Annotated in this window: 26 protein-coding genes; 7 read left to right on the top strand and 19 right to left on the bottom strand. The window is 68.7% G+C overall.

Features of this window, described 5'->3' with window-relative positions; all coding sequences use genetic code 11:
• On the bottom strand, positions 1-2,898 hold the full coding sequence (gene uvrA, locus QE374_RS01125) for an excinuclease ABC subunit UvrA (protein WP_396653305.1): 2,898 nt from the start codon (positions 2,896-2,898) through the stop codon (positions 1-3).
• 76 nt (positions 2,899-2,974) lie between these two features.
• Positions 2,975-3,409, bottom strand: coding sequence for a MarR family transcriptional regulator (locus QE374_RS01120; RefSeq protein WP_309731456.1), 435 nt, complete (start codon positions 3,407-3,409; stop codon positions 2,975-2,977).
• 37 nt (positions 3,410-3,446) lie between these two features.
• On the opposite strand from QE374_RS01120, the gene QE374_RS01115 reads away from it, so the two are divergent.
• Positions 3,447-3,680, top strand: a complete 234-nt coding sequence (locus QE374_RS01115; RefSeq protein WP_309731454.1) for a hypothetical protein — start codon at positions 3,447-3,449, stop codon at positions 3,678-3,680.
• Between the two features lie 65 nt (positions 3,681-3,745).
• Here QE374_RS01115 and uvrB read toward each other — a convergent pair whose 3' ends face one another.
• The 10 genes from uvrB to QE374_RS01065 form a co-directional block, all read right to left on the bottom strand.
• Complete coding sequence (gene uvrB, locus QE374_RS01110) at positions 3,746-5,812, bottom strand: excinuclease ABC subunit UvrB (RefSeq protein WP_309731452.1); 2,067 nt, start codon at positions 5,810-5,812, stop codon at positions 3,746-3,748.
• A 37-nt stretch (positions 5,813-5,849) separates the two neighbouring features.
• Complete coding sequence (gene coaE / locus QE374_RS01105) at positions 5,850-6,446, bottom strand: dephospho-CoA kinase (RefSeq protein ID WP_309731450.1); 597 nt, start codon at positions 6,444-6,446, stop codon at positions 5,850-5,852.
• A gap of 20 nt (positions 6,447-6,466) precedes the next feature.
• The gene (locus QE374_RS01100) at positions 6,467-7,654 is read right to left on the bottom strand and encodes a diguanylate cyclase domain-containing protein (RefSeq protein ID WP_309731448.1); all 1,188 of its coding nucleotides are present in this window, start codon (positions 7,652-7,654) and stop codon (positions 6,467-6,469) included.
• On the bottom strand, positions 7,651-9,369 hold the full coding sequence (locus QE374_RS01095; RefSeq protein ID WP_309731446.1) for an ATP-binding protein: 1,719 nt from the start codon (positions 9,367-9,369) through the stop codon (positions 7,651-7,653). Before QE374_RS01095 ends, QE374_RS01100 begins: the two co-directional genes overlap by 4 nt.
• Positions 9,370-9,379: 10 nt before the next feature.
• Positions 9,380-10,591 carry a hypothetical protein gene (locus QE374_RS01090; protein ID WP_309731445.1) on the bottom strand — a complete coding sequence of 404 codons (1,212 nt, stop codon included), beginning with the start codon at positions 10,589-10,591 and terminating at the stop codon, positions 9,380-9,382.
• A complete protein-coding gene (locus QE374_RS01085) occupies positions 10,588-12,366 on the bottom strand; it encodes an ATP-binding protein (protein ID WP_309731443.1) in 1,779 nt (592 codons plus the stop codon). The genes QE374_RS01090 and QE374_RS01085 overlap by 4 nt, the downstream gene beginning before the upstream one ends.
• An 84-nt stretch (positions 12,367-12,450) precedes the next feature.
• Complete coding sequence (locus QE374_RS01080; protein ID WP_309731441.1) at positions 12,451-14,070, bottom strand: MFS transporter; 1,620 nt, start codon at positions 14,068-14,070, stop codon at positions 12,451-12,453.
• An 84-nt stretch (positions 14,071-14,154) separates the two neighbouring features.
• Entirely contained in the window at positions 14,155-15,612 is a 1,458-nt protein-coding gene (rpsA, locus tag QE374_RS01075; protein WP_234075368.1) for a 30S ribosomal protein S1, read from the bottom strand.
• A gap of 215 nt (positions 15,613-15,827) precedes the next feature.
• Complete coding sequence (deoC, locus tag QE374_RS01070; RefSeq protein WP_309731438.1) at positions 15,828-16,490, bottom strand: deoxyribose-phosphate aldolase; 663 nt, start codon at positions 16,488-16,490, stop codon at positions 15,828-15,830.
• On the bottom strand, positions 16,487-16,897 hold the full coding sequence (locus QE374_RS01065; protein ID WP_309731436.1) for a DUF3054 domain-containing protein: 411 nt from the start codon (positions 16,895-16,897) through the stop codon (positions 16,487-16,489). Before QE374_RS01065 ends, deoC begins: the two co-directional genes overlap by 4 nt.
• A 210-nt stretch (positions 16,898-17,107) precedes the next feature.
• Here QE374_RS01065 and QE374_RS01060 point away from each other — a divergent pair, with 210 nt between their 5' ends.
• Positions 17,108-17,599 carry an FBP domain-containing protein gene (locus QE374_RS01060; protein WP_309731434.1) on the top strand — a complete coding sequence of 164 codons (492 nt, stop codon included), beginning with the start codon at positions 17,108-17,110 and terminating at the stop codon, positions 17,597-17,599.
• A gap of 6 nt (positions 17,600-17,605) precedes the next feature.
• On the opposite strand, the gene QE374_RS01055 is transcribed toward QE374_RS01060, so the two are convergent.
• From QE374_RS01055 to QE374_RS01045, 3 genes are read right to left on the bottom strand one after another with little or no spacing between them, the layout of a single operon-like run.
• Positions 17,606-18,109 carry a GNAT family N-acetyltransferase gene (locus QE374_RS01055; RefSeq protein ID WP_309731432.1) on the bottom strand — a complete coding sequence of 168 codons (504 nt, stop codon included), beginning with the start codon at positions 18,107-18,109 and terminating at the stop codon, positions 17,606-17,608.
• Positions 18,110-18,126: 17 nt separating this feature from the next.
• Positions 18,127-18,825, bottom strand: coding sequence for a CoA pyrophosphatase (locus tag QE374_RS01050; RefSeq protein WP_309731430.1), 699 nt, complete (start codon positions 18,823-18,825; stop codon positions 18,127-18,129).
• 20 nt (positions 18,826-18,845) lie between these two features.
• Positions 18,846-19,637: an isocitrate lyase/phosphoenolpyruvate mutase family protein gene (locus QE374_RS01045; protein ID WP_309731427.1), complete on the bottom strand. Its 792-nt coding sequence runs from the start codon at positions 19,635-19,637 to the stop codon at positions 18,846-18,848.
• Positions 19,638-19,807: 170 nt separating this feature from the next.
• On the opposite strand from QE374_RS01045, the gene QE374_RS01040 reads away from it, so the two are divergent.
• Together QE374_RS01040 and msrA are read left to right on the top strand one after the other, a co-directional pair.
• Positions 19,808-21,295 (top strand): MATE family efflux transporter, encoded by a 1,488-nt coding sequence (locus tag QE374_RS01040; protein WP_309731425.1) that lies wholly within the window; start codon positions 19,808-19,810, stop codon positions 21,293-21,295.
• 144 nt (positions 21,296-21,439) lie between these two features.
• Entirely contained in the window at positions 21,440-21,991 is a 552-nt protein-coding gene (gene msrA, locus QE374_RS01035) for a peptide-methionine (S)-S-oxide reductase MsrA (protein ID WP_309731423.1), read from the top strand.
• A 99-nt stretch (positions 21,992-22,090) separates the two neighbouring features.
• On the opposite strand, the gene QE374_RS01030 is transcribed toward msrA, so the two are convergent.
• A complete protein-coding gene (locus QE374_RS01030) occupies positions 22,091-22,978 on the bottom strand; it encodes an aldo/keto reductase (RefSeq protein ID WP_309731421.1) in 888 nt (295 codons plus the stop codon).
• Between the two features lie 204 nt (positions 22,979-23,182).
• Between QE374_RS01030 and QE374_RS01025 the strand changes: the two genes are divergently transcribed.
• The gene (locus tag QE374_RS01025; RefSeq protein WP_309731419.1) at positions 23,183-23,680 is read left to right on the top strand and encodes a hypothetical protein; all 498 of its coding nucleotides are present in this window, start codon (positions 23,183-23,185) and stop codon (positions 23,678-23,680) included.
• Between the two features lie 6 nt (positions 23,681-23,686).
• Here QE374_RS01025 and QE374_RS01020 read toward each other — a convergent pair whose 3' ends face one another.
• The gene (locus tag QE374_RS01020) at positions 23,687-24,199 is read right to left on the bottom strand and encodes an ACT domain-containing protein (protein ID WP_309731416.1); all 513 of its coding nucleotides are present in this window, start codon (positions 24,197-24,199) and stop codon (positions 23,687-23,689) included.
• 22 nt (positions 24,200-24,221) lie between these two features.
• Positions 24,222-24,728, bottom strand: a complete 507-nt coding sequence (locus QE374_RS01015) for a bifunctional nuclease family protein (protein ID WP_309731414.1) — start codon at positions 24,726-24,728, stop codon at positions 24,222-24,224.
• 120 nt (positions 24,729-24,848) lie between these two features.
• Here QE374_RS01015 and QE374_RS01010 point away from each other — a divergent pair, with 120 nt between their 5' ends.
• A complete protein-coding gene (locus tag QE374_RS01010; RefSeq protein WP_309731412.1) occupies positions 24,849-25,901 on the top strand; it encodes an LLM class flavin-dependent oxidoreductase in 1,053 nt (350 codons plus the stop codon).
• On the opposite strand, the gene QE374_RS01005 is transcribed toward QE374_RS01010, so the two are convergent.
• The gene (locus tag QE374_RS01005; protein WP_309731410.1) at positions 25,902-26,285 is read right to left on the bottom strand and encodes a nuclear transport factor 2 family protein; all 384 of its coding nucleotides are present in this window, start codon (positions 26,283-26,285) and stop codon (positions 25,902-25,904) included. It abuts the gene before it with no gap.
• 18 nt (positions 26,286-26,303) lie between these two features.
• On the opposite strand from QE374_RS01005, the gene QE374_RS01000 reads away from it, so the two are divergent.
• Positions 26,304-26,432: a hypothetical protein gene (locus QE374_RS01000; protein WP_309731409.1), complete on the top strand. Its 129-nt coding sequence runs from the start codon at positions 26,304-26,306 to the stop codon at positions 26,430-26,432.
• The last annotated feature ends 18 nt before the right edge of the window (positions 26,433-26,450 follow it).

Below are 26,450 nucleotides of genomic sequence, written 5' to 3'. Positions count from 1 at the left end.
TCAGCCGGCCTTGCGCTGTTCGGCGACGCCCAGCACCTCCGCGAGGAACGCACCGGTGTGGCTCTCGGGCACCTGGGCCACCTGCTCCGGCGTGCCGGTCGCGACGATCGTCCCACCGCCCGAACCACCCTCGGGGCCGAGGTCGATCACCCAGTCAGCCGACTTGATCACGTCGAGGTTGTGCTCGATCACGATGACGGTGTTGCCCTTGTCGACGAGGCTGTTGAGCACTTCGAGAAGCCGGCTCACATCCTCGAAGTGCAGTCCCGTCGTCGGCTCGTCGAGCACGTAGATGCTTCGTCCGTTCGAGCGTCGCTGGAGCTCGGTCGCGAGCTTCACGCGCTGCGCCTCACCGCCCGACAGGGTCGTCGCCGACTGTCCGAGACGGACGTAGCCGAGGCCCACATCGACGAGCGTCTTGAGATAACGGTGGATCGCCTGGATCGGCTCGAAGAACTCCGCCGCCTCGGCGATCGGCATCTGCAGGACCTCGGCGATGTTCTTGCCCTTGTAATGCACTTTCAGCGTGTCGCGGTTGTAGCGCTGACCGTGGCAGACCTCGCAGTCGACGTACACATCCGGAAGGAAGTTCATCTCGATCTTGATCGTGCCGTCACCCGAGCAGGCCTCGCAGCGGCCGCCCTTGACGTTGAAGCTGAACCGGCCGGCCTGATAGCCACGTGCCTTGGCTTCCAGGGTCTCCGCGAACAGCGTGCGGATGCGGTCGAAGACACCGGTGTAGGTCGCGGGGTTCGATCGGGGTGTACGACCGATCGGGGCCTGATCGACGTGCACGACCTTGTCGAGGTTCTCCAGGCCTGTCACCCGCGTGTGCTTGCCGGGAACACGGCGTGCGCCGTTCAGCCGTGACGCGAGCACCTCGTAGAGGATGCCGTTGACGAGCGACGACTTGCCGGAGCCGCTGACGCCGGTGACGGCGGTCAGCACGCCCAGCGGGAAGGTCGCGGTGACGTTCTTGAGGTTGTTCTCGCGCGCACCCACGACCGAGATCTGTCGCTTCTTGTCGATCTTGCGACGCTTGGCCGGCACGGCGATGGAGCGACGGCCGGAAAGATACGCAGCGGTGAGCGACTCGGGCTCCTCGAGGAGCTGCGGGTAGGTGCCGGAGTGCACGACGCGCCCGCCCTCGACACCCGCACGCGGACCGATGTCGACGATCCAGTCCGCAGCCTGGATGGTCTCCTCGTCGTGCTCGACCACGATGAGCGTGTTACCGAGGTTCTTGAGCGCCAGCAGCGTCTCGATGAGTCGCCGGTTGTCGCGCTGATGGAGGCCGATGGAGGGCTCGTCGAGCACGTAGAGCACACCGGTGAGACCGGAACCGATCTGCGTCGCGAGCCGGATGCGCTGCGCTTCCCCGCCGGACAGGGAGCCCGCCGCGCGCGACAGACTCAGGTAGGTGAGGCCCACCTGGATGAGGAAGTTCAGACGTGCTCGGATCTCGCGCAGCACGGCGGCGGCGATCTTCGCCTCCCGATCGGTCAGCTCGAGGCCGTCGAAGAACCCCTGCGCATCGATGAGGCTGAGACTCGAGGCGTCGGCGATCGAGTGGCCGTGCACCTTGACGGCGAGCACCTCCGGCTTCAGACGCGTGCCGTCGCACACCGGACAGGGCACCTCGCGCAGATACTCGCTCCACCGCTGTCGGGCGCTGTCGGACTCGGCCTGCTGGTACTGGCGCTCGATGTAGGGAACGACGCCCTCGAAGCCCGAGGTGTAGCGCATCTCACGGCCGTAACGGTTCTTCCACTTGACCGAGACCTTGAAGTTGTCGCCGTGCAGCACCGCATCCTTGACGTCCTGCGGAAGCTTGCGCCACGGCGTGTCGAGCGAGAAGCCGAGGTCGGAGGACAGCCCCTCGAGCAGGCGCTCGTAGTACTGGAACAGCCCCTTGCCCTGCGTGGTCCAGGGGACGAGGACGCCCTCGCGGATCGAGAGGTCTTCGTCGCCGAGCATGAGCTCGACGTCGACCGACATCCGTGTGCCGAGGCCGGAGCACGTCGGGCACGCACCGAACGGCGCGTTGAACGAGAACGTCCGCGGCTCGATCTCGGTGAGCTGGAGAGGGTGACCGTTCGGGCAGGCAAGCTTCTCACTGAAGTTCTGCCATGCGTCATCGCCCTCTTCGTCGACGAAGTTCACCTGCATGACGCCGCCCGCGAGGCCGAGCGCCGTCTCGACGGAGTCCGTGACGCGCGACAGGATGTCGGCGCTGGCGACGAGTCGATCGACGACGACGGCGATGTCGTGCTTGTAGCTCTTCTTCAGCGTCGGCGGCTCGGACAGCTGGATGAGCTCGCCGTCGACGACGGCGCGCGCGTAGCCCTTCGCGCTGAGCTCCTTGAAGAGGTCGACGAACTCGCCCTTCTTCTGCGTGACCACGGGCGCCACGATCTGGTACCGCGTGCGCTCGGGCAGCGTCATCAGCTGGTCCGCGATCTGCTGGACGGTCTGACGCTGGATGACCTCGCCGCACTCCGGACAGTGCGGCACACCGATGCGCGCCCAGAGCAGTCGCATGTAGTCGTGGATCTCGGTGATCGTGCCGACCGTGGAACGCGGGTTGCGGTTGGTGGACTTCTGGTCGATCGACACCGCCGGGCTCAGCCCTTCGATGAAGTCGACGTCGGGGCGATCCACCTGCCCCAGGAACTGGCGCGCGTAGGAGCTCAGCGACTCGACGTAGCGACGCTGCCCCTCGGCGAAGATCGTGTCGAAGGCGAGACTCGACTTGCCGGACCCTGACAGACCTGTGAAGACGACGAGACAGTCGCGGGGGATGTCGAGATCGACGCCGCGCAGGTTGTGGACCCGGGCGCCACGGACACTGAGGGTTCCGGCGTCGTGGGCGAGTTCGGAGACAGGCGAGATGGGCACCACGCAAGTCTAGGCAGGGCCACGGACACGGGCTCCGAGCTTCGCCGACAGCGCACGATCGTGTAGGGCCGCAGGCTCAGAGTTCGGGGCGTCGGCCGGCGAAGGGCGCCAGCGAGTCGCGCAGCGCCGCGATCTGGGCGGCATCCATGCCCACGCGCGCCATGATCTGCTGCGGGACACGGACGGCGCTCTCGCGGAGCTCACGACCGGCGTCCGTGAGACCGACCTCCAGCACGCGCTCGTCGTCGGCGCGACGAGCGCGGGTGACCCTCCCCTGCGCTTCCAGCCGCTTCAGCAACGGCGACAGGGTCGCCGGCTCCATCGCCAGCTCGTCGGCGAGCTCCCCCAGGGTGCGCGGCGAACGCTCCCACAGTGCGAGCAGCACGAGGTATTGCGGATGCGTGAGACCGAGCGGCTCCAGCACGGGCCGATAGATCGCGACGACGTTGCGCGCTGCGGTCACCAGGGCGAAGCAGAGCTGGTTCTCGAGCCGGAGCAGATCGTCGGTCATCGCTCCATCCTACAGATTCATTAGTACACTAATTGTTATGGCACACAAGGAACCGCGACCGCCGCTGCGAGAGCGCGTGCGCGAAGCAGGCGGTTGGTACGCCTGGATCAACCGCACCCTGATCCGCGCGGCGGGTCCGGCCTCCGTGGGTCCCTACGAGACGGCCCCCGAACCGGTGCGCACCGAACGGCCGTGCCCGTTGTGCGGTGCCCCGATGTCGACGCACACGTTCGACCGATCCGGGCCGAAGCCGATCATGCACTGCCCCTGAACGATGAGCGCACGCCGGGCCCGGCGTGATCTTCCCGTGGCTCGTCGACGCGCGCCGCTGCCCGATCACGCGTGGCCGGCGCGCTCCATGGCGCGAAGCTCCTTCTTCAGGTCCTGAACCTCGTCGCGAAGCCGTGCAGCGAGCTCGAACTTCAGCTCCGCAGCCGCCGCGAGCATCTGATCGGACAGATCGGAGATCGTCGCTTCGAGCTGCGCGGCACCCTCCGCCGCGATGCCCTCACGGCGGAGGTTCGGCGTCGGCGACTTGCCCTTGCCCTTCGGATCGCGAGTGAGCATCGCCTTCGTGTCGGCCCCTTCGCGGATCAGCGCGTCGGTGATGTCGGCGATCTTCTTGCGCAGGGGCTGAGGGTCGATGCCGTTGGCCGTGTTGTACGCGATCTGCTTCTCGCGACGCCGTTCGGTCTCATCGATCGCGTTGCGCATCGAATCGGTGATCTTGTCGGCGTACATGTGCACCTGGCCGGAGACGTTGCGCGCGGCGCGACCGATCGTCTGGATCAGCGACGTTCCGCTGCGCAGGAACCCTTCCTTGTCGGCGTCGAGGATCGACACGAGGGAGACCTCCGGCAGGTCGAGGCCCTCGCGCAGCAGGTTGATGCCCACGAGAACGTCGTAGACACCCGCTCGCAGCTCGCTGAGTAGCTCCACGCGTCGCAGCGTGTCGACGTCGGAGTGCAGATACCTGACGCGGACACCGTGCTCGCCGAGGAAGTCGGTGAGCTCCTCCGCCATCTTCTTGGTCAGTGTGGTCACCAGCACACGTTCGTCGCGCTCGACGCGGAGCCGGATCTCCTCCAGCAGATCATCGATCTGACCCTTGGAGGGCTTGACCACGATCTCGGGGTCGATGAGGCCGGTGGGGCGGATGATCTGCTCCACCACGCCGTCGGCGATACCCATCTCGTACCGACCGGGCGTCGCGGAAAGATAGACCGTCTGGCCGATCCGGTTCTTGAACTCGTCCCACCGCAGCGGCCGGTTGTCCATCGCCGAAGGCAGTCGGAAGCCGTGCTCGACGAGAGTGCGCTTGCGGGACGCATCGCCCTCGTACATCGCGCCGATCTGCGGCACCGTCACGTGCGACTCGTCGATCACGAGGAGGAAGTCGTCGGGGAAGAAGTCGAGCAGCGTGTGCGGGGGCTCCCCCGGTGCGCGCCCGTCCATGTGCCGCGAGTAGTTCTCGATGCCGGAGCAGAATCCGAGCTGCTGCAGCATCTCGAGGTCGAAGGTCGTGCGCATGCGCAGCCGCTGCGCTTCGAGCAGCTTGCCCTGCGACTCGAACTCTTTCAACCGCTCCGCCAGCTCGGTCTCGATCGTGCCGATCGCCCGCTGCACCACATCGGTTCCTGCGACGTAGTGCGACGCGGGGAAGATCGGCACCGAGTCCATCCGCTCGACGATCTCACCCGTCAGCGGGTGCAGGGTATACAAAGCCTCGATCTCATCGCCGAAGAGCTCGATCCGGATCGCGTACTCCTCGTAGACCGGGATGATCTCGATCGTGTCGCCGCGGACGCGGAAGTTGCCGCGTGAGAAGTCGACGTCGTTGCGGTTGTACTGCATCGCGATGAACTGCCGGATGAGAGCGTCGCGGTCATAGCGCTCCCCCACCTGCAGCGCCACCATGGCGCGCAGATACTCCTCGGGCGCACCGAGACCGTAGATGCAGGAGACCGTGGAGACCACGACCACGTCACGCCGGCTGAGCAGGGAGTTCGTCGTCGAGTGACGCAGGCGCTCCACCTCGGCGTTGATCGAGGAGTCCTTCTCGATGAACGTATCGGTCTGCGGGACGTACGCCTCGGGCTGGTAGTAGTCGTAGTACGACACGAAGTACTCGACCGCGTTGTGCGGCATCAGCTCGCGGAACTCGTTGGCCAGCTGAGCGGCGAGCGTCTTGTTGTGGGCGAGCACGAGAGTGGGTCGCTGCACCTGTTCGATCAGCCAGGCGGTCGTGGCCGACTTGCCGGTGCCGGTGGCGCCCAGCAGCACCACGTCGGTCTCGCCGGCGTTGATGCGGGCGGCGAGGTCGGCGATCGCGGCCGGCTGATCGCCGGACGGCACGTACTCGCTGACGACCTCGAAGGGGCGAACGGATCGTGTGGTCTGCACCGTTCCAGCGTAGGCGCGACCACGGACATCGGGGCGGTCAGCCCCGCAGCCGCTCCCACAGCTCGTCCGTCTGGGCGAGCGTCTCCGCGAGGGAACCGGACGTGTCGATCACCACATCGGCGACGGCGAGGCGCTCCTCGTCCGAGACCTGGGCGGCGATCCGCGCGCGGGCGTCACGCTCGCTCGCACCTCGCAGCTCCACGAGACGGCGCTCGCGCACCGCGGCCGGGGCGTGGGCGACCACGATCGACTCCCACGGATCGTCGACACGCGCCTCCACGAGCAGCGGCACGTCGTAGACGACCACGGCGTCGGAATCCTCCGCGAAGGCGCGCGCGAACCGTTCGGACGAGGCTCGACGCACCGCCGGATGCACGATCGTGTTCAAGCGCTGCCGCGCTGCATCGTCGGAGAAGACGATCGCGCCCAGCGCGGCACGATCCAGCGATCCGTCGCCCTGGATGACCGCGGGTCCGAACTCGGCCGCGATCCGCTCCAGCACGGGAGAGCCCGCCGCCTGCACCTCCCGCACGATGGCATCCGCATCGACGATGACGGCGCCGCGCTCGGCGAGACGACGCGCGATGGTCGATTTGCCGGACGCGATCCCGCCGGTGAGTGCGATGAGAGGCATGCCTCGAGCATGCCACGACGTCACGCCGGATCCTGCTCCGCCTCCGACAGCCCGCCGAACAGCACCGACGATTCGACGCTCGTCGCGGACTGGTCCGCCGCCAGGCGCGCAGACTGCACGAGGACCTCCGTGCGGTAGCCGACGGTCTCCGTGAGCGCGACCCCGACGCCAACGGAGGGGATGACGGCGCGGCTCACGGCGCCGAGCGCCTCCAGCACGCCGCGGTAGATCACGGCGGCCTGTCGCCGTGCCTCCGCCGCGGTCGCGGCGCGGGTGACGACGATCAGCGCATCCGCTCCGTCCTCGCCCACGAGGGCGAACGACGGCGCGTACCGACGCACGCTCTGACGCCAGTGCTGCAGCACATCGCCCGCAACGTCCGCGCCGAACGCCGTGCGGATCTCTGAGAGATCCGCCACGTGCACGGCGACGGTCGACACCAGCTCGCCACGCCACTGGGCGCGCTGGAGGACGTCGGTCATCGCCGTCCGCAGCGTCGCCGCCAGCAGGATGCCGTCGGAGTTGACTCCCCTGCTGCTCATCCACGCGAAGGAGCGCAGCTCGACCTGCGCCGCCCGGAGCACCGAGAGGACGACGACCGAGACGACGGTCAGCACGACAGTGAAGATGTTGGCCGCGATCGAACCGAACGCGTCGAGGAAGAGCGTGCTGCCCGGGCCCGCGACGACGAAGACCACGCAACGGACGAGATAGAACACGGCCGTCACCAGGAAGACGGTGGCGAGCACCGCGGCGGTCCCGAAGCGTCGCATCGGTGCGCGGAGCGTCTCGATCGCGGCGAGGGTGGAGAACACGACCAGGCCGACGCCCATCGTCAACCACCCGGCCCAGTCCCCGCCGTCGGGGCCTTCGACGACGACGGCGCCGGCGACGATCAGCGCGCCCAGCAACGTCACCGCCGTCGCCGAACCGATCGCCCGCTGATTGAAGCTGCGCGAGCCGAGCCACATCACCGCCGTCGTCGTCACGAAGAGCGCGTTTCCCACCGCGATGGTGAGCATCTCGCTGATTCCCGCCGCCCACATGCTGTACGCGATGGTCGTGGTCATCCCGCACAGGAAGGCGATCGCCCAGATGCGGCCCGGACCGTGGTCACGGCGCAGGATCGTGTCGATGATGAACACGGCCCCGGCGACGTTGCCCACGAGTGCGGTGAACAACGATGCGGTGAACAGATCGATGTTCATCCCCGATCACCCGTCTCTTCGCCGGGCGCCGCGTCCGAAGGTTGCGGCCGCTCGTCGGCGGGAAGCTGCACCATGAAGGTCGATCCCAGGCCGCGACTCGTCTGCACCGTGATGTCGCCCCCGTGGGCGCGCGCGATGTCGCGGCTGATGGAGAGCCCCAGGCCGGTCCCCTCGACGTCCGTGCGGGCGCGGAAGTACCGTTCGAACAGTCGGCCGAGGTCGGGCTCCGCGATGCCGGTTCCGGTGTCGCGGACGAGGATCCACGTCGAGTCCCCGTCGGTGGTGCAGCCGAGGAAGATGGCGCCGCCGTCGCGGTTGTACTTGACGGCGTTGCTGACGAGGTTGTCCATCACCTGCCGGAGCCGCAGTGGATCGGCGAACGCGCGAGCCGGTTCGATCCCGGACGTGTCGATCGTCAACGCGCGCTCGGCCGCTCGCGGGCGCCAGGCCTCCGCGGTCGCCGCCATCAGCTCCGCGACATCGATCGGCTCGGGCGAGATGGTCATGTCGATCGACAAGCGCGACGCGCTGGACGCGGCGAGGATGTCGGCGACGATCTCTAGGAGCCGTTCACCGTTTCGCGCTGCGATCTCCAGGGAATGGCGCGCCTGCTCCGGATCGTCGAGCGTGTCCAGCGCGAGATCGAGATAGCCGAGCACGGACGTCAGGGGCGTGCGCAACTCGTGAGAGACGGAGGCGACGAGGCGGTCGCGGGCACGCATCGCCGTCATCTCGGGCGTCACATCCCGCGCGATCAGCACCGCACCGGCATCCGCACCCTCGGCATCGTGCATGCGGCGCACGGTGATGCTCATGGCATGACGGCGCTCGTCGGGGTGGCCGAACCAGACCACCTGGTTCTCGAACACCTCGCCCGCCAACGCCCGCAGCAGCGGGCGTTCCTCACGGGGCAGCGGCGTCACGCCGTCGGCGCGGTACGCGTTCTCGATCTCGCGGCTGCGGGACCCGAATCCGGGGATCGTGTTCTGAAACCGCCCCAGCGCCTCATTCACCACGGACACCGTCCCGTCGGGGGCGATGCGCAGCACACCGAAATCCACCGCGTCGAGCACGTCGATGACGAGCTCCTCCTGGCGCTGTGCGCGCTGCAGCGCGCCGCTGAGCAACGCCGCCTGCTTCTCGAGCAGATGCGCCTGCGCCCGCTGACGGCGCGAAGAGATGAACGTGGTCGTCGCGACCGCGAGAACGGCGGCGGGGAGCAGGAACGTCGTGTATCCCCAGACCGTCGTTCCCCCCGAGACGACGATCACCGTGTACGCAGCCGTGATGATCGTGAACTGGAGGACGAATCCGACGACACCCAGAGTGGCGAGCCACATCGCGGGGAAGACCCACATCAGGCCGAGCCCGCTCATGGGCTCGGCGACACGGATGACGGCGATGCCCGCGATGTCGGCGAGGGGCAGGATGTAGAGCGCCACGCGCGGCATACGGGTCCACGGCACGGCCAGCGTCGCCATCCCGACGGCGAAGATGATCACGACCCCGACGAGGAACAGGCTCTGGTCCCGCAACGTCGACGAGAGGATCCCGACGGTGGCCACGATCAGCACCAGTGCGCACAGCACGAGCTGGTTCAGGACGGCGGAGCGCCCCCGAGCCGCGTACGCACGAGGGGCCCGTGGTTCGGCGAGCCCCGCGTGCAGGAACGCGCGTACGCCTCTCCCCCGGGCGGGAGCAGCATCGCTGTGCATATCGTGGACACTATCGCTCCGTCGGCTCCCCCGGGAACGCCGGAGCGCCGACGCCCCGCGCCCGGGCGAAGACCACCGACGTCTCGTCGCTCTCGGACGCTTCGACGGCAGCGATCGTGGCCGCCTCCACCAGCACCTCGGGGCCGTAGCCGAGGGTCTGGCTGAGGGCGACCCCCACCCCCACCCCGGGCACCACGATGCCCCTCGCATCCACGAAGCGCTCGATCACACCGCGGTAGATGAGCCCCGCCTGACGCCGCGCATCGGAAGGGCTGGACGCGGTCGTGGCGACGAGGATGATGGTCCGGTCGTCGGTGGCCCCCACGGCCGCCACGGGCGACGCGAACTCGCGCACCGCCGACCGCAGCACCCGAGTGGTCGCTTCCGCGACCTCCTGCCCGAACGACGCGGTGATCGCTCCGACGTCCTCGACGATCACCGCGATGACCACGACGAGTTCGGTGCGATGCGCGGCGCGGCGCAGGATCCGCCGCAGCATCGCGAGGAACGCCGATGCCGCAAGCACCTCGTCCACGGCGGCGAACCCGGCCGCCTGCTGGTCGGTGACGAGCACCGCGCGGAGCATGAAGAGCGTGAGCGAGGACACGGTGCCCAGCACCAGCACGACGAGAGTGAGCGAGATCGGGCCGAACCAGGCCGCGAACACCGAGCTGTCCTCCCCCGCAGTGAGGGTGACCACCGCGCGCATCACGTGATAGGCGCCGAAGAGGGTGGTCGATCCCATGAAGACCCAGGTTGCGACACGAGATCTCGTCCTCGGGCCGACGGCGTGGATGATCGCGCCGACGCAGAGTCCGGCGATGGCGAGGCTGTACCAGAGGACACTCGTGTCTCCACCCACGGCCGGTTTCTCGACCACGGTGACGGCGGCGACGAGGAAGGCGAGGGACACGACCATGAGCGCAGGTCCGGCGACCTCCTCACCGTTGTAGGCACGAAACCCCATCAGGACGCAGCCGGCCGCACCCACCGCGGCGGCGTTGCCCAGAGCGAGCGCCCACACGCTCGTCCACTCCGAGGCGTCGAAGAGGCCGATCACGACGGTGCACACGACGGCGATGATCTGCAGTAGGAAACCGATGCCCCACAGCTGCGCTCCGCCGCTGTAACGCCGCGACAACGTGGTGGCGATGTAGGTCACCGCGATGGTGACCACCACGATCGCGGTGAAGATGGCCGCGGTGATGGGATCGAGCGTCATGTGACCTGGTCCCCCTCGCGCCGCGCCGAACCCGTTACGGAGATGGTGACGATCGCCTCCGGATCGTCCAATGACTCAGCACTTGCGGGGAGCTGCACGCTGAACGTCGACCCGACGCCGGCGGTGCTGGTGGCGATGATGTCTCCGCCGTGCGCTCGCACGAGTTCGCGGCTGATGGACAGACCCAGCCCTGTGCCGGTCGACGTGTCGGCGACACGGAAGAAGCGCTCGAAGAGCCTGCCCAGATCGCCCTCGGACACACCGACGCCGGTATCGGTGACCGTGATCAGGGTCGTGATCCCGTCCGAGCTCGTGCTGAGCGTGACGCGCCCGCCGTCGCGGTTGTACTTGACCGCATTGCTGACGAGGTTGTCGATGACCTGCCGCATCCGCAACGGATCGGCGTACGCCGGTGCGGGGCGTACAGCCGCCATGTCGATCGCGATCGCGCGCTCCGCGGCTGCGGGTGCCCAGGACTCGCCGCTCGCGCGCACCACGTCGGCGATGTCCACGTCCTGTTGCGAGATCGTCAGATCCGCCGACATCTCCGACGTGCTCGACGCCGTCAGGATGTCGGACACGATCTCCAACAGGCGCGAGACGTTCCGTTCGGCCACGTCGAGGTAGCCCCGCGCCCGTTCGGGCACCTCCGGGTCGTCGACGGCGAGCTCGAGGTATCCGATGATCGAGGTGAGCGGCGTGCGAAGCTCGTGTGAGACGGACGAGACCAGCGAGTCCCGCGCGCGGAGCGCCGTGAGCTCGGCCGTGACATCGCGCGACACGATCACCGCACCGTTGTCGGAGCCGTCGACGGCGCGCGTGCGCCGCGCCGTCACGCTGAGGGCTCGGCGGCGCGGCCCGTCGCCGCCGAACCACACGATCTGGTTGTCGAAGACCTCACCGCGGGCCGCTCGCGCGAACGGCGTGTCCTGCCGGTCCACAGGCGTGACCCCGTCGGCGGCGAAGGCGGCGTGACCACCGCCGGAGCCGGCTTCCGCCGAACGCGCGGCGCGCTGCAGCCGCGCGTGCGCCTCGTTCGCCAGCGTCGTCGACCCGTCTGCGGCGAGCCGGATGACGCCGAAGTCGATCGTGTCCAGAACCTCGGCCAGCAGTTCCTCCTGCTTCTGCGCGCGGCGCAGAGTGCGGGCCATGGTGCGGGTCTGACGGGTGAAGAGCAGCCGCTGCGCCGTCATCTGCCGCCCGAGGGCGAGGCTGATGGTCGCGACGACGACGATCATCAGCGGGAGACTGAAGGTCACATAGCCGACCTCCTGGCGCGGGTCCACGATCGCGGTGGTGACCAGGACGGTGGGCGCGACGATGATGCCGACCAGGTAGCCGCCGACGCCGAAGTAGATCGCGAGCCAGATGGCGGGGATGAAGAACAGCACGCCGAACCCACCGGAGGGCAGCGACTGGCGGAGCAGCGCAATCCCCAGCAGATCGATGATCGGGACGGCCATGATCCACCAGGCGGACACCCGGGCCCACGGAACCAGCAACGCGACGCCACCCGCTCCGAGGACAACGATCGCCCCCAGCCAGAAGAGACCGAGATCGCCCGCGTAACCCCAGGGCACCGCGATGACGACGTAGACGAGCACGACCGCGGCCAGACTGAGCTGCAGCGTCGCCGTCGTCCGCGCCCGCCCGGTGTCGAGGAAGGGAGGCAACGCGAAATGACGGCCGAACCCGCGGAGGCGGCGCAGGATGCGCCGCGAATCGACGACACGCTCAGCGACGGGGTACACGTCGCCGCCGTCGCTGTTGCTCATGAGTCCGACGTTATCGCGCCCCGGTGCCCCGCGCCGACCCACCCACCGGCTCCGCGTGCAATGGACCAGCTGAGCGAGGGAGCGTCACGCGCCGGCGGACTCGGGCGGCCGCGCCTCATCGACCGCGTCGGCCGCCACGTACTCCGCGATCAGATCGCGCTCGCCGCGGTGCGACGGCAGGAGCACACGCACGAGCACCGCTCCGGAGACGATGGCCACCCCGCCGACCGCATACGCCCACAGCGCTCCGTCCACCAGGCTCTGCGTCGCCGCGGCCACGATCTCCGAACGGTACTGGGGGAACTGCTCGGCGACGTGCAGAGCGGAGGCGAAAGACGCCTGCAGCGCTGCCTGCACGTCGGCGGACACCTGCGACGCGGACGGCGAGGCGTCGATGGCCCGCGCGAATGCGCCGGCGAACCCGGTAGCCAGGATGGCGCCGAGCAAGGCCTGCATGATCGAACCGCCGAGGTCGCGCTGAAGGTCCGAGGTCGCGGATGCCATTCCGACGCGCCGCACCGGCGTCGCATCGGTGAGCGCACGGGATGCGGGAGTCATGGCGAATCCGGCACCGACCCCGATCGTGAAGAAGCCGACGCCGATCAGCCAATAGGGCGTGTGCTCCCGCCAGAGCAGTGTCGTCAGGAAGCCTGCGAACACGAAGGCGTAACCGACCAGCATCGTCGTCCTCGAGCCGCGCGTCGTGACCATTCGCGCAGACACCGGCGCAGCGATCAGCAGCCCCGCCGCGGCCGGCACGACCGCGAGGCCCGCCTCGAGGGTGTCGTAGCCGAGGATGTTCTGAAGGAACTGCTGGCCCACGAACATCGCCCCCATCAGCGAGCCGAAGACGACCATGCCCGCGACCGCGGGTACCCAGAACATCCGACGTCGGGCGATGGCGAGGTCGTACAGCGGCGACGCGGCCGCGCGCTGGCGCCAGACGAAGCAGGCGAGCAGTGCGGCCGCCGACACCAGGCTGATCGCCCCTGCCAGTCGTTGGTCCGGTGCGGCGACGATCCCCACCCCGACCACGAGGGCCGCCACCCCGAACACCGACAGGATGCCGCCGATGTGATCGACCGGCTCCGCCGATTCGCGGACGTGTGAGGGCACGACGGCGAGGACCAGCACGAACCCGACGGCGGCGATGGGGGCGGCCAGCAGGAACGCCGCCTGCCAGTGGAAGGCTTCGAGCAGGAGGCCAGCCGCGACAGCGCCGAGCACTCCCGACATCGCGCTCACGCTGGACCACAGAGCGATCGCCCCCGTACGCGCGGGCCCGCGCGACCACAGGGCCGTGATCAACGACAGCGTCGTCGGGTACGCCATGCCCGCGGCGACGCCGGTGAAGACACGAGCCGCGATGAGCCACTCGAGCGAGGGCGCCGCAGCCGCCGCGAAGCTGGCGATGACGGTCAGTGCGAGCCCCAGCAGAAGCATCTGCTTGCGGCCGTATCGGTCGGCGAGAGCACCCAGGTACAACACGGACATCGCAAGGCCGAGGGAGCATCCGAGCGCGACGAGGTTCAGACCGGTCTGACCGGCAGCGAAGTCGTCACCGATCTCCGGCAGGGCGATGTTGGCAGCGGCGAGATTGAGGTTGCACACCAGCGCCGCCAGGACGAGGGCGGCGAGCACCAGACCGGGTCGCGACGGTACGCCGTTGCTCTCATCGACGCCCATCGTCCGCTCCGCCGTCATGGGCTCACCTTATCGGCGTCACCGGAACGAGGAGAGGGCCGGGATCCGAAGATCCCGGCCCTCTCTCATGAGGATGTCAGTCGATCAACGACCCGACAGCTTCTCGCGCAGAGCCGCGAGAGCCTCGTCGTCGGCGAGGGTGCCCGCGGGGCCCGACTCGCTCGAGTAGGAGGACGAGCCGCTGGCCTCGACGGTGCCGACGTTGTTGGCCTCCGCCTCCTGCGCCTTGATGACGGCAGCCTTGTGAGCTTCCCAGCGACCCTGAGCAGCGGCGTACTCCTGCTCCCAGGCCTCGCGCTGAGCGTCGAAGCCTTCCTTCCAGGCGTTGGTCTCGGGGTCGAAGCCCTCGGGGTACTTGTACTCGCCGTTCTCGTCGTACTCCGTGACCATGCCGTACAGGGCCGGGTCGAACTCGGTGCCGTAGGGGTCGACCGACTCGTTCGCCTGCTTGAGCGAGAGCGAGATACGACGACGCTCGAGATCGATGTCGATGACCTTGACGAAGACCTCTTCGCCCACCGACACGACCTGCTCGGCCAGCTCGACGTGCTTGCCCGACAGCTCGGAGATGTGCACGAGGCCCTCGATGCCGTCTGCCACGCGGACGAACGCACCGAACGGGACGAGCTTGGTGACCTTACCGGGCGTGACCTGACCGATGGCGTGGGTACGCGCGAAGACCTGCCACGGGTCCTCCTGGGTCGCCTTCAGCGACAGCGAGACACGCTCGCGGTCGAGGTCGACCTCGAGGATCTCGACGGTGACCTCCTGGCCCACCTCGACGACCTCGGAGGCGTGCTCGATGTGCTTCCAGGACAGCTCGGAGACGTGCACGAGGCCGTCCACGCCGCCCAGGTCGACGAACGCACCGAAGTTGACGATCGAGGAGACCGTGCCCTTGCGGACCTGACCCTTGTGCAGGTTGTTCAGGAAGTTGGAGCGCGACTCCGACTGCGTCTGCTCGAGCAGAGCGCGGCGCGAGAGGACCACGTTGTTGCGGTTCTTGTCGAGCTCGAGGATCTTCGCCTCGAGCTCCTGGCCGAGGTACGGGGTGAGGTCGCGGACGCGGCGCAGCTCGATGAGCGATGCGGGCAGGAAGCCACGCAGGCCGATGTCGACGATGAGGCCACCCTTGACGACCTCGATCACCTGGCCGGTGACGACGCCGTCGTTCTCCTTAATCTTCTCCACGTCGCCCCACGCACGCTCGTACTGCGCACGCTTCTTGGACAGGATGAGGCGACCTTCCTTGTCCTCCTTCTGGAGAACCAGGGCCTCGACGTGGTCACCGACGTTGACGACCTCGTTGGGGTCGACGTCGTGCTTGATGGAGAGCTCACGCGAGGGGATGACGCCCTCGGTCTTGTACCCGACGTCGAGGAGGACCTCGTCGCGGTCGATCTTCACCACGGTGCCCTCGATGAGGTCGCCGTCGTTGAAGAACTTCAGGGTCTTCTCGACCGCGGCCAGGAAGTCCTCGGCAGATCCGATGTCGTTGATCGCGACCTGCTTGGTGGCCGGGGCGGTCGTTGCGGTAGTCATGTAGTGGGTAGTCCTTGTTGGATTGGGGTCTCAGGCTCCGAGCGCACGCACATGCGGCGGACGAAGCGGATTGTCTGGTTTCTCGTCACCCTGCGCGCACCATCAGGGGCGCCACACGAGTGACGCTCAAGACTATCAGAGCCGGGCACCGCGATCCAGCGCCACGAACGTCACCGCCACGCGGCGTCATCGATCTGCGGCGTCTGCCGCTCGCATCAGTACGAACCCGACGCGACCGATCCCTCCACGACGGCACGCGTGCTCGACAGGCCGAGGCGCGTGGCGCCGGCGGCGATCATCGCCTCGGCGTCCTCACGCGTGCGGATCCCGCCCGAGGCCTTGACCTCCAGGCGGTCCCCCACGGTCTGCTTCATCAGCTCGACCGCGTGCACGGTGGCACCGCCCGAGGGGTGGAAGCCCGTGGAGGTCTTGACGAAGTCGGCGCCGGCCCGCTCGGCGGCCTGCGAGACGGCCACGATGGCCTCGTCGCTCAGAGCGGCCGACTCGATGATGACCTTGAGCACGACGGGCGCCGGGGCGGCCTCACGAACTGCGCGGATGTCCGACTCCACCGCGTCGTAGCGACCTTCGATCGCCGCGCCGACATCGATGACCATGTCGATCTCGTCCGCACCCTCGGATGCCGCGAGCGCAGCCTCCGCGGCCTTGATCTGCGAATGGTGCTTACCGCTCGGGAAGCCGACGACCACGGCCAGCTTCAGCCCGTCGGGGATGATGACCGGCAGCACAGAGGGCGAGAGGCACACGCTGTACGCACCGAGCGCAGCCGCCTCCTCGATCGTCGCCGCGACATCCGCCGTGGTGGCTTCGGGCTTGAGCAGCGTGTGGTCGACGTATCGGGCGATGTTCTCGGTCATGCCTTCATGTTCTCATCCGCGGCGGCCCTCGCGGATCGGCTCGACCTGCGCAGCACCACGCTCGCCACCGCACGCCAGCCGACCAGCAGCAGGCCGAGGGTGACCGCGGCCACCATGATGAATGCGGGTGCCGTCCCCTGCCCCGCCAGCATCCGCAACAGCATGCCCCCGGCCACGGTCACGACCCAGACCGGCACTCCCGTGCGCAGCACCGCGAACGGCCGGTGCCAGGCGAGCGAGATCCCCCAGCCGACGGCGAGTGCGGTGAGGAACGGCCACGCCGTGAGGAGCAGACCCTGCAACGGCGACTCGTCGTGGCTCGCGCGACCGATGCCGCAGAAGACGATCACCAGGAGAACGTCCGCCACGACGGCGACGAGGATGCGTCCACGGGCACGGCTGACCACGCCTCCAGCCTACGGTGCCGGCACGACGGGGACGGCGTACAGTGGTCGGCGTGATTCGTGACATGCAGCCCGCAGGGCGTCAGGAGGTCCCCGGCGCGCATCGCGCCGGCGACAGATGAGGATCGAGCCCTCCGGGCTCCTCTGCATCTGCGTCGGCGATCGACCGACGTCCACCCGCCGCCTCGGCGGCATGCACACGAAGGCACCTTCATGACCCCCTTGGACGACGCCCGCATCCGGGCCAGTTTCGTCAACGCATCCCTGCGCGAGCGCAAAGCCGTTCTGCTCCCGCCGACTCTCGAGACCGTGTCGTGGGACGACATGGACTATCTCGGCTGGCGCGACCCCAAACAGCCGAAGACGGGCTACGCCGTCACCGAGATCGAGGGCACACCGGTGGGCGTGATCCTGCGCGAGGCCGACAGTCGCCCTCGCACACGCGCCCAGTGCGCGTGGTGCAACGATGTCGAGCTGCCGAACGAGGTCGTGCTCTTCGTCGCGCGCCGCGCGGGGGACGCCGGTCGCCGCGGCGACACGGTGGGAACCCTCGTCTGCGCCGGCTTCGAGTGTTCGCGCAACGTCCGTCGCCTGCCGCCCTCTGCCTACCTCGGTTTCGACCGGGAAGCAGCGAGGGAGCGACGCATCCACGCCCTCCGCGAGAACGTCACGGCTTTCCTGCGCGACGTGCGTGGCACCGCCTGACGCGCATCAGCCCTCGCCCAGACGACGCAGCGCTTCTCCCGTGAGGCGCTGCGTCGTCCACTGGTCCATCGGCGTCGCATCCAGCGAGCGGTAGAACGCGATCGCCGGCTCGTTCCAGTCCAGCACCGTCCACTCCAGGCGCGTGTAGCCGCGCTCCACGCACAGCGACGCCAACGATCCGATCAGCGCCCGGCCGAAGCCGCGCCCGCGCTCCGAGTCGGCCACGAAGAGGTCTTCCAACCAGATCCCGTGACGTCCCGTCCAGGTGGAGTAGGTGACGAACCAGATCGCAATGCCGACGATATCGCCGGCACGCTCCACGACGTGGGCGCAGACGCGCGGCTCTGCTCCGAAGAGCGCTTCCGTGAGCGCCTCCTCGGTGTTGGCCACCGCATCCGGCTCGTCCTCGTACTGCGCGAGATCGTGGATGCGAGCGAGGATCCCGGGTTCGTCACCGGGGCGTGCGGCGCGCAGCTGCGCGCCGTCGGGGAGATCCAGAGGCAGCGACATGCATCGAGTCTGGTGGATCACACCGGCAGAGCGAACTCGCGCGATCGATCCCACGGCTCTGTCCATCCGAGTCGATCGAAGACGGCGTCCAGCAGCAGCGCGGTGAAGCCCCAGACGAGGAACTCGCCCGCGGCGTCCTCCACGACGAACGCAGGTCCGCGCCACTCCCGTCCGTCGCGCCTGACGACCGTGACCCCGCGACGAGCGGGATCGAGCAGATCCGCGACGGGAGCGCGGAAGACCGCCGCCGACTCGGCGACGTCCACCACGCGCACCGGCGAGGGTCGTTGCCACCAGGCGAGCACCGGAGTGACGACGTGCTGTGAGAACGCGAGCGGCACGGCGGGAAGAACCCCCAGAACCTCCACGCCGGAAGGATCCAGGCCGGTCTCCTCCCGCGCCTCGCGCAATGCCGCCGCGATCGGGCCGTCGTCGCCCGCTTCGAGACGGCCTCCCGGAAACGCGACCTGACCGGGATGGGCGCGCAGCGTCGCCGCGCGCGACAGCAGCAGCACGTCGAGCTCCGCCGAGACCGCCTCATCCGCTGCGGCGCGGTTCGCCGGGAGCGCGTCGAGCACACCGAAGAGCATGAGCACGGCCGCCGCGCGGTCGGTCACTGCCGGCGCGGGGAGCCCCGCCACCCGGAAGCCGTCCGCCTCGCGCGCGAGCGCGGCCAGACCGGCCCGCGCGCCGCGCGCCTCGTTCACACCGCTCATGACGCTGGCCGGCGCGCCGCTCAGTTCAGCGCGCGAGTCGAGGCCGGGATGCTCCCGTCGGCGTAGAGCTCCTTGGCGACGTCCTGGAGCGCGGTGAGCGCGACGCGCTGGGTGGTGGGTCCGTAGGAGATACGTGCGACGCCGAGCGCCTCGTACTCGGCCGCGGTCAGCGCACCCGGAAGCCCGATGACGCTCACCTTTCGCTCGCCGATGCCTTCGACGAGGCGGCGGGCGACGGCGGCGTCCAGGATGCCGGGGACGAAGACCACATCGGCGCCGGCGTCGAGATAGGCGCGGCCCCGCTCGACCGCGTCGGCGATGGACTCCTCGACGGGGCGCCCGCCGGCCCGGACGAACGCATCGGTGCGGGCGTTGAGGGCGAACGGCACGCCTTCCGCATCCGCCGCCGCCGTGATGGCAGCGACACGCGCGACCGCCTCGTCGAGCGGTCGCAGCCTGTCCTCGACGTTCGCCCCGACCACACCCACGCCGATGGCGCGACGGACGCTGTCTGCGGGATCCTCGTAACCGTCGTCGAGATCTGCGGTCACGGGCACGTCTCCGGCCGCCCGAACGATCCGCGCGACCATGTCGAGCGTCGTCTCCAGCGGGATCGCGCCGTCGTCATAGCCGAAACTGGCCGCGATCGAATGGCCGGCCGTCGCGATGGCGCGCGTCTCGGGCAGGGCGAGCACCGCCCTGGCCGAAACGACGTCCCACACGTTCACGACACGCAGGATCTCCGGTGCGGCGTGCAGCTCGCGCAGCCGCGTCGCACGCTCGGCAATGGTCGACGAAGTATCGGTGGTCATGCCCTCACGCTAGAGCACCCACCGTGCGACGGGGCCGATCCCCCTTGGACGCGCAGTGCTCCCGCATCCGGGGGACGCAGTGCGCTGGCGTATCCTCGAATCGATTCGATACTCTGAGGGATGCGGTTCGTCGAGCCGCATCCCTCCCGCACGACCTCGAGAGCTTTCGCATGTCCACCTCACTGACCACGGGCAGCCCCTGGCGCGTCATCCTTCTCTTCTCCGTTCCCCTGCTCATCGGCAACGTGGTGCAGCAGCTGTACCAGGTGGTCGACGCGATCGTGGTGGGACGCGAGCTGGGCGTGGACGCACTCGCCGCCGTCGGCGCGACGGGCAGCCTGCTGTTCCTGCTCATCGGATTCGCCTGGGGACTGACCTCCGGCTTCGCGATCCCGACGGCGCAGGCGTTCGGAGCGGGCGATGCGGCCGCGGTCCGGCGTTCTGTCGCCACAGGCACGCTGCTGACGGCCGCGACCAGCGCCGTCCTCACCGTCGGCGCGCCTCTCGTGTCGCGCCCCCTGCTCCATATGCTGCAGACTCCCCCGGAGCTCCTCGACAACGCGACCGTCTTCGCGCAGGTCAGCTTCCTGGGGGCTGCGGCGACGATGTTCTTCAACTACCTCGCGGCCACCATCCGCGCCATCGGCGACGCACGCACCCCGCTCGTCTTCCTCACGGTCGCCTGCCTCCTGAACGCCGGGCTCGTCGTGCTCATGGTGGGCCCTCTCGACTGGGGCGTCGCGGGGGCAGCGATCGCCACCGTCGTCTCGCAGGCCGTGTCGGTCCTGCTCTGCCTGGCGTACGTACGTCGGCGCGTCCCCATCCTGCATCTGACTCGGGCCGATTGGCGGATCACCCGCGCCGACCTGACCCTGCACCTGCGTCTCGGGCTGCCCATGGGATTCCAGGCCTCGATCATCGCCATCGGCACGCTGGCGGTACAGGTGCGTCTGAACGAGCTGGGCGCGGATGCGGTCGCCGCGTACACCGCCGCGGCGCGCGTCGACGGACTCGCCGTCGCACTTCTTCAGTCCCTCGGCCTGGCCGTGTCCATGTTCGTCGCGCAGAACTTCGGCGGCGGGCGTCCCGACCGCATCCGCGCCGGCGTGCGCCAGGCATCCTGGCTCGCCATCGCCGGAGCCCTCGCACTGGGCGGTCTGCTCATCGCGTTCGGCGCACCCATCGTGCGCCTGTTCGTCGGGGACACCGCACCGCAGGTCGTCGATCTCGCCGCGCTCAACCTCGTGATCAACGGCGCGAGCTACAGCTTCCTCGGGATCCTCTTCGTCCTTCGCGGCGCGCTGCAGGGCTTGAGTCACACCGTGATCCCTACCGTCACGGGCGTGATCGAGCTCGTGATGCGGGTGGGCGCTGCGATCGCGCTCGGCGCCGCATTCGGGTTCGCCGGCGTCGCCTTCAGCAACCCGCTCGCGTGGCTCGGCGCCGTGGCCGTCCTCGTCCCCGCGTACGTACGCGCCCACCGCCGCCTCGCCCGCGATCCCATCTCCCGCGTGGACCACGTCTCCCCCGAGACGACGCCCATCCCGGTGGTCGGTCCCACCAGCGGCTCCATGGTCGTGGATGCGATCGTCACGCGCCCCATCCCCATCACCCCCACCCGCGCGCGGGGACGGCTGCTGCGCCCACGCCGCCGCTGACGCGATCGCCGGGGGCGGGACCAAAACCGCGGCGAGCGTTGTTGTATCCGACGATGCCGCCGACCGGCCGCATCGCAGACCGGCGGATCTACACTCGTGAAAGCCACCACGCGGCGACGATCCGTCCGACAAGGAGCAGTCAGCATGACCACCGACAACGGAACCATCACGCAGATCCCCGGCACCGAGACCGCCGTGCTCGCGGGCGGGTGCTTCTGGGGCATGGAGGACCTCATCCGCCGTCAGCCCGGCGTCCTCGACACGCGCGTGGGCTACACCGGCGGGCAGAACGACCACGCGACCTACCGCAACCATCCCGGCCACGCGGAGGCCGTCGAGATCGTCTTCGACCCCACCAAGACGACCTATCGCGACATCCTCGCGTTCTTCTTCCAGATCCACGACCCGTCGACCCTGAACCGCCAGGGCAACGACATCGGAACGAGCTACCGATCCGCCATCTTCCCGCTCAGCGAGCAGCAGGAGCAGACGGCCCGCGACACCATCGCGGATGTGGACGCCTCCGGCCTCTGGCCGGGAAAGGCCGTGACGACGATCGAGTCGGCGGGCCCGTTCTGGGAGGCGGAGCCCGAGCACCAGGACTACCTCCAGCGCATCCCGAACGGCTACACCTGCCACTTCCCGCGCCGCGGTTGGGTGCTCCCGCGCCGCGAGAGCGCCGCGACACCGGCCTGACGCCGTCGGATGCGGCGAGCACGCGCCCGCCGCATCCGCTCATGCCCTCGCCGCAGAGAGGGGGTGGACATCGATGATGCCCACCCCCTCTCGCTCGTGTCAGTTCAGGTCGTTCGGATGCGTCCCGACACGTCCGGATCCCTCGCCCGGGTCGAGCGCCGTGATGGCTGCGACTTCGCCGTCGGAGAGCTCGAAGCCGAACAGGTCGAGGTTCTCCGCCATCCGATCGCGATTGACCGTCTTCGGGAACACGATGTTGCCGACCTGCAGGTGCCAGCGAAGGACGACCTGAGCGGGCGTCCTGCCATGAGCGGCCGCAGCATCGCGGATCGCAGGGGTGCCGAACAAGTCGTACTTGCCCTGCCCCAGCGGTCCCCACGCCTCGATGTGCACGCCGTGGTCCTTCGCCCAAGCGACGACCTCGCGCTGCTGGTAGGCGGGGTGCAGCTCGATCTGATTGACGGCGGGCACCTTACCGGTCGCCGCGACGAGCCGTTCGAGGTGCTCGACGAGGTGGTTCGAGACGCCGATGGAACGGGCGAGCCCGGCTTCATTGAACGAGACCAGCTGCTCCCAGGCGTGCACGTAGTTGTCGTTCGCCGGAGCAGGCCAGTGCACGAGGTAGAGATCGACGTGGTCGAGGCCGAGCTTGGTCAGGCTCTCCTCGAGAGCCTGCTTCGGCTGCGAGCCGGCCTGCCGGTCGTTCCACAGCTTGGTCGTGACGAACAGCTCGTCGCGAGGGATGCCGCTGGCCGCGATGGCGCGCCCCACGCCCTCTTCGTTGCCGTAGATCGCTGCGGTGTCGATGTGCCGGTATCCGAGCTCGAGCGCTTCGGAGACGAATCTCTGCGTCTGCGCGGGGTCGACCTTGAAGACCCCATACCCGAGCTGCGGGATGTCGTAGCCCGAGTTGAGGGAGATGGAGGGGATGCGCCCCGCGTTCTCTCGCTTCGCGTCGGCGCGGTGATCTGCGTGATGTTCTGCCATGCCTCCAGCGTACGAAGCGGAGGCGACATGCGGGCCGGGCTTGCATGATCGGGAGATATACCGCACCAGCGTTTTCAAGGGATGACCGGGTCATCCGACGATCGCTTCGCTCGCCCTCGGTCCCGCACGCGTTGACGTCTCGGGGCGTCCGGAGAATGATGGAGGGACCCCGAACGCCGGTAGATCTACCGAAGGAAGTCCTCTATGCCCGCGCCCCGACCGCTCGTGACCGCGATGGTCGCGTCGGCAGGTGCGCTCGTGCTCTCGTGTCTGAGCGCGTTCGCTCTCACCGGCGCTGACGCCGAGTCCTCGCCCCGCGCAGCGAGCACGGATCGCGCGCTCCCCCCGATCGCGTTGAGCGCTCCGGCATCCCTGGAGGCGGCGATCGGTACGGAGCCGACCCCGATCGCGGAACCTCCGGCAGGCGACGACACCCTCCCGCCGCCCTCCCGCCGTGAGCGCGTCACGCCACCGAGTGTCGGACGGGTTCCGCAACCCGCCCCGGCGCCTGCCCCCGTTCCCGCACCGCCGGTCAGCCCCGCTCCGACCCCGGAACCCACCCCGTCGCCGACGACCGAGCCGACGCCGTCGCCCGAACCGACGACGACCCCGACCCCCGATCCGCCCGTCGAGGCGCCGGAGCAGCCGACATCCGGTGAGCGCGCTCCCGACGAGTCGTCCGAAGCGCTTCAGAACGACTGAGCGCTGTCATCCGGTCTGGATCACACTCGCCTCGACCTGGATGTCCGCGGCGATCGATTCGAGAGTCGCCACGATCTGTGCCACCGGAGTCTCCGCGGGGACCGCGGCCACGATATCCGCCTGGAAGAGCCGGCCGCCCGACATCGCCGCGTCCTGCGTCTGCGTCGTCATCCGGACGACGTTGGCGCCACGCCTGCCGAGCGCACTGGTCACCTCTCGCACGATTCCGACACGGTCATTGCCCATGACGCGGATGGCGAGTTCGCTCCTCGACACCAGGGGTCGTCCGGGAGTGACGACCACGATGCTCGCCAGCGGCTCGAGCACGCTCAGCGCGTCTCGCAGCTCGTCGGCGCGGGATGGAGCGACCTCGACCTGGATGACGCCGGCGAAGATGCCGGACAGTTCCGCGAGTTCGCTGTTCTCCCAGTTGCCGCCGTGCGCGCTGATGGCTTCGGCGACCGTCGACACGATGCCCGCGCGATCGACGCCGACGACGGTGAGAACAAGGGTGGTCATGGCGCCAGCGTAGCCACCTCGCTCAGCCCTCGAAATCCTCCGGCTCGACCTCGTCGAGGAAGCTGCGGAACTCCGCGATGCGCGCCTCCTCGTCCTGGGCCGAAGCCGCATCCGGCTGTTCCGAGACGGTGTCGGGAATGCCCGCCACCGCGAGCACGTCATCCGCGACGAAGATCGGAGCGGCGGCACGGGAGGCCAACGCGATCGCATCCGAGGGTCGCGCGTCCACGACGCGAGCGCCCAGCGGGGTGTCGAGGGTGACAGCGGCGTACAAGGTGCCGTCGTCGATGCGCGTCACCTCGACCCGCTCGACGCGTGCCGACAGCTCATCGACGATCGAGAGCATCAGCTCGTGGGCCAGCGGGCGCGGTGACGCCCCGCCCTGCACGGCCACGAGGATCGCCGTCGCCTCCTGGGCGCCGATCCACACCGGGAGGATCCTGTCCCACGGCTCCACGACAGGCTTCAGCAGGATCACGTGCTCCTGCGCCGGGTCCAGCGCCACTCCCAGGATGCGGACGCGAACCATGGCACCTCCCGGTCGTCGATGTGCTGCCATGCTACGCACGACGCCGCGGGATGAGGGCCGCCGAGCAGAAAGAGATCGATTCATCGGAATGCTTTCTCGTTCCGTATCGTTGTGAAGGGTATGGAACGCTTCGGAACACTGTCCTTCGGGCACTACGGCCCTCTCGGCGGCGGCCGCATCCTCACCGCGCGCGACTCGATGCTGCAGGCGATCGAGCTCGCGGTGGGCATGGACGAGCTCGGCGTCGACGGCGTCTACTTCCGGGTTCACCACTTCGCGCGTCAGCAGGCCTCGCCTATGCCGCTTCTCGCGGCGATCGCCGCGCGCACCTCGCGCATCGAGATGGGCACCGGCGTGATCGACATGCGCTACGAGAACCCCCTCTACCTTGCCGAGGAGGCCGCGGCGGTGGACCTGATGAGCGACGGCCGACTCGCACTGGGCGTCAGCCGCGGTTCACCCGAGTCGGTGGTGCGCGGTTACGAGACCTTCGGCTACACAGGATCCGAAGACCCCCGGGGCGCCGACATCGCGCGTCGCCACTTCGAGCTGTTCCTCCGCGCGATCGAGGGCGAGCCGCTGGCCGAGCGCGACGCGAACAGCCCCTTCGGAGGCGGCACCGGGATGCAGGCGATCGAACCGCACTCCCCCGGCCTCCGTTCGCGCGTGTGGTGGGGCGCCGGCAACCGCGATACGGCCGAATGGGCGGGACGGGTCGGCGTGAACCTGATGTCATCGACGCTGCTCACCGAGGCCGACGGCACGCCCTTCGATCTCCTGCAGGCTCAGCAGATCGACGCGTTCCGCGCGGCCTGGCGCGAGGCCGGTCACGCGGGCACACCGCGGGTCTCGGTCAGCCGCAGCATCTTCCCGATCACCACCGCCGAGGACGCCATGTACTTCGGTGGTTCGCAGGGTGGCGATCAGATCGGCATCATCGACGGCATGCGCTCGACGTTCGGCAAGACCTACGCGGCAGAGCCCGATGCTCTCGTGGAGCAGCTGCTCCAGGATGCGGCCATCCGGTCCGCCGACACGTTGATGCTCACGATCCCGAGCCAGCTCGGCGTCGAATTCAATCTCCGCGTCGTCGAGTCGTTCGCGAAATACGTCGCGCCCTCCCTCGGCTGGAAGCCGAACACGGTTGGTCCCGTCGAGGGATACGCGATCTGACTACGCCGGATCAGCGACGGATGTACGAGTGTCCGGAGGAGCTTGTTGTCCGACATCAGTCCAGACCTCGGTGAGCTGAAGGATCCGACCGTCGGCCATGCGCACAAAGCTCGCGCAGGCGAAATGCTCGGTTCCTGCGGCCCCTCGACTGGTGACATGGGAACGACAGGCAGCCTCAGCCTGGGCCGCCACAAGCTCCTCAACCTTCAATCGGTCAAAATCTGGGTAGCCCGCATTGAACTGAATCCACTCGGTGCGGGAGAAAGTCTCGCCTGTGTGTACCAAATGGCAGAGAAACTCTGGGTGAAGGTACTGCTCAAGATCATCCCAACGGTGCTCATCGATCGCAGACATGAGCCCTCGTAGCGCTGCACCGGCTTCCATGGCCTCATAGTATCCAGGATGCCCAGGCCCCACCCCTATAGGCATGCCCCCAACCAGCTCGGCGTCGAATTCAATCTCCGCGTCGTCGAGTCGTTCGCGACGTACGTCGCGCCCGCCCTCGGCTGGAAGGCGCCGATCTCGGCTTGAGAGCGTCCGCCTCCGCGG

The sequence above is a fragment of the Microbacterium sp. SORGH_AS_0428 genome (genome assembly GCF_031453615.1).
In the GTDB taxonomy this organism is placed as follows: Bacteria; Actinomycetota; Actinomycetes; order Actinomycetales; family Microbacteriaceae; genus Microbacterium.
The sequence above is the reverse complement of the archived record's forward strand: the minus strand, read 5'-3'. Positions and strand labels throughout refer to the sequence as shown.

What these genes read in the sequence shown, in the direction of transcription:
- QE374_RS01025 (WP_309731419.1), top strand. Translation starts at nt 23,183, where the DNA reads ATGCCCGCGCCCCGACCGCTCGTGACCGCGATGGTCGCGTCGGCAGGT.
- coaE (WP_309731450.1), bottom strand. Translation starts at nt 6,446, where the DNA reads ATGCCTCTCATCGCACTCACCGGCGGGATCGCGTCCGGCAAATCGACC.
- QE374_RS01100 (WP_309731448.1), bottom strand. Translation starts at nt 7,654, where the DNA reads ATGAACATCGATCTGTTCACCGCATCGTTGTTCACCGCACTCGTGGGC.
- QE374_RS01080 (WP_309731441.1), bottom strand. Translation starts at nt 14,070, where the DNA reads ATGACGGCGGAGCGGACGATGGGCGTCGATGAGAGCAACGGCGTACCG.
- QE374_RS01055 (WP_309731432.1), bottom strand. Translation starts at nt 18,109, where the DNA reads ATGTCGCTGCCTCTGGATCTCCCCGACGGCGCGCAGCTGCGCGCCGCA.
- QE374_RS01040 (WP_309731425.1), top strand. Translation starts at nt 19,808, where the DNA reads ATGTCCACCTCACTGACCACGGGCAGCCCCTGGCGCGTCATCCTTCTC.
- QE374_RS01050 (WP_309731430.1), bottom strand. Translation starts at nt 18,825, where the DNA reads ATGAGCGGTGTGAACGAGGCGCGCGGCGCGCGGGCCGGTCTGGCCGCG.
- msrA (WP_309731423.1), top strand. Translation starts at nt 21,440, where the DNA reads ATGACCACCGACAACGGAACCATCACGCAGATCCCCGGCACCGAGACC.
- QE374_RS01010 (WP_309731412.1), top strand. Translation starts at nt 24,849, where the DNA reads ATGGAACGCTTCGGAACACTGTCCTTCGGGCACTACGGCCCTCTCGGC.
- QE374_RS01005 (WP_309731410.1), bottom strand. Translation starts at nt 26,285, where the DNA reads ATGGAAGCCGGTGCAGCGCTACGAGGGCTCATGTCTGCGATCGATGAG.
- QE374_RS01015 (WP_309731414.1), bottom strand. Translation starts at nt 24,728, where the DNA reads ATGGTTCGCGTCCGCATCCTGGGAGTGGCGCTGGACCCGGCGCAGGAG.
- QE374_RS01030 (WP_309731421.1), bottom strand. Translation starts at nt 22,978, where the DNA reads ATGGCAGAACATCACGCAGATCACCGCGCCGACGCGAAGCGAGAGAAC.
- rpsA (WP_234075368.1), bottom strand. Translation starts at nt 15,612, where the DNA reads ATGACTACCGCAACGACCGCCCCGGCCACCAAGCAGGTCGCGATCAAC.
- QE374_RS01000 (WP_309731409.1), top strand. Translation starts at nt 26,304, where the DNA reads ATGCCCAGGCCCCACCCCTATAGGCATGCCCCCAACCAGCTCGGCGTC.
- deoC (WP_309731438.1), bottom strand. Translation starts at nt 16,490, where the DNA reads ATGACCGAGAACATCGCCCGATACGTCGACCACACGCTGCTCAAGCCC.
- QE374_RS01090 (WP_309731445.1), bottom strand. Translation starts at nt 10,591, where the DNA reads ATGACGCTCGATCCCATCACCGCGGCCATCTTCACCGCGATCGTGGTG.
- QE374_RS01120 (WP_309731456.1), bottom strand. Translation starts at nt 3,409, where the DNA reads ATGACCGACGATCTGCTCCGGCTCGAGAACCAGCTCTGCTTCGCCCTG.
- QE374_RS01085 (WP_309731443.1), bottom strand. Translation starts at nt 12,366, where the DNA reads ATGAGCAACAGCGACGGCGGCGACGTGTACCCCGTCGCTGAGCGTGTC.
- QE374_RS01045 (WP_309731427.1), bottom strand. Translation starts at nt 19,637, where the DNA reads ATGACCACCGATACTTCGTCGACCATTGCCGAGCGTGCGACGCGGCTG.
- QE374_RS01115 (WP_309731454.1), top strand. Translation starts at nt 3,447, where the DNA reads ATGGCACACAAGGAACCGCGACCGCCGCTGCGAGAGCGCGTGCGCGAA.
- QE374_RS01060 (WP_309731434.1), top strand. Translation starts at nt 17,108, where the DNA reads ATGACCCCCTTGGACGACGCCCGCATCCGGGCCAGTTTCGTCAACGCA.
- QE374_RS01020 (WP_309731416.1), bottom strand. Translation starts at nt 24,199, where the DNA reads ATGACCACCCTTGTTCTCACCGTCGTCGGCGTCGATCGCGCGGGCATC.
- QE374_RS01095 (WP_309731446.1), bottom strand. Translation starts at nt 9,369, where the DNA reads ATGCACAGCGATGCTGCTCCCGCCCGGGGGAGAGGCGTACGCGCGTTC.